Origin of the sequence: Arthrobacter bambusae, assembly GCF_022606295.1 — a bacterium.
Taxonomy (GTDB): domain Bacteria; phylum Actinomycetota; class Actinomycetes; order Actinomycetales; family Micrococcaceae; genus Arthrobacter; species Arthrobacter bambusae_A.
Map to the genome: position 1 here is coordinate 1 of NZ_JAHHZS010000101.1, position 1,149 is coordinate 1,149.

The 1,149-nt window shown below is 60.7% G+C and carries 2 protein-coding genes; one reads left to right on the top strand and one right to left on the bottom strand.

Annotation, left to right across the window (positions count from 1 at the left end):
• A partial coding sequence (locus KNN17_RS22275) for a metallophosphoesterase (RefSeq protein ID WP_241711101.1) occupies positions 1 to 718 on the top strand: 718 nt, incomplete at its 5' end.
• A gap of 192 nt (positions 719 to 910) precedes the next feature.
• Here KNN17_RS22275 and KNN17_RS22280 read toward each other — a convergent pair.
• Positions 911 to 1,149: MerR family transcriptional regulator (locus tag KNN17_RS22280; RefSeq protein ID WP_241711102.1), on the bottom strand; the 239-nt coding region annotated here is incomplete at its 5' end.

Sequence of the window (1,149 nt, forward strand, 5' to 3'; positions counted from 1 at the left end):
TGTCTGCTACCAGGACGGCGGCAACAGCTACGTCAGGGGCTACTCGAAGGGCGCCCAGAAAACCTGGCTCGAAAATGAACTCAGGACGGCAAGGTCGGATAGGAACATCGACTGGGTGGTCGTCTGCATGCACCAAGTTGTCATCAGCACGGCAGGGTCCTTCAACGGAGCCGATCTGGGCATAAGGCAGGAATGGGTGCCGCTGTTCGACAAGTACGGAGTGGACCTGGTTGTCTGCGGGCACGAGCACCACTACGAACGCTCGCACCCGATCCGCGGCCAACAAGCCAACGCAACGCTGACTCCGATTCCGGCGGACACGCACACCGACGTCATCGATACCACCAAAGGGACGGTGCATATGGTCCTGGGCGGGGGCGGAACGTCGGTACCGTCGAACCAGTTGTTCTACAACCCTCCCTCATGCCGTGTCATCACGGGCGTTGGCGCACCCGACCACACAAATAAGCTGCCACCGGTCTACGTCCAGGAAGACGCTCCGTGGTCGGCACAGCGCGATGCCGCGAACTCCTATGGTTTCGCGGCCTTCAGCATCGACCCCGGCACCGAACCCGGAGGGACAACGAAGATGGAGATCACCTACTACAACGTAACCGGCCCCCAAGGGCAGCTCGCATCCTTCGAATCCTTCACGCTCCAGCGCCCCCGGTCCGATTCACACCAACAAGGCGGCAACGGGAACAAGGACCGAAGCTAAGCCGATCAGCGTCGCCAAAACAACTCTTCAAAGTCGACTGCCGTCAGTATTAGTCTCAAACCTCCTCCTGGGGCCTCTTCTCATGGGACTGTCCGGGATTGTCCAGGAGGCTCTATCCGGCCTTGGATCAGGACGTCGCCGCAGTCGCATCGTCGCCACCTTCTTGGTGAAGCTCCGCCAGGGATAGGAACATCAAGAACGGCCCTTGTTCCGTGTAGCGTTCGCGGATCTGAGCTCCGCCTCAAGACGGCGGTTATCGGCCTCCAACACAAGGACCATCCGGATGCCCGCCAGGTTCAACCCCGATTCCAGCAGCTCACCGATCCGCCGCAATATCACGAGATCGTCCTCGCTGTACTGGCGGGTCCCGCCCAGGGTCCTGCCCGGTTCCAACAAGCCCTTGCGTTCGTAGAGGCGCAGGTTCTGCTGAC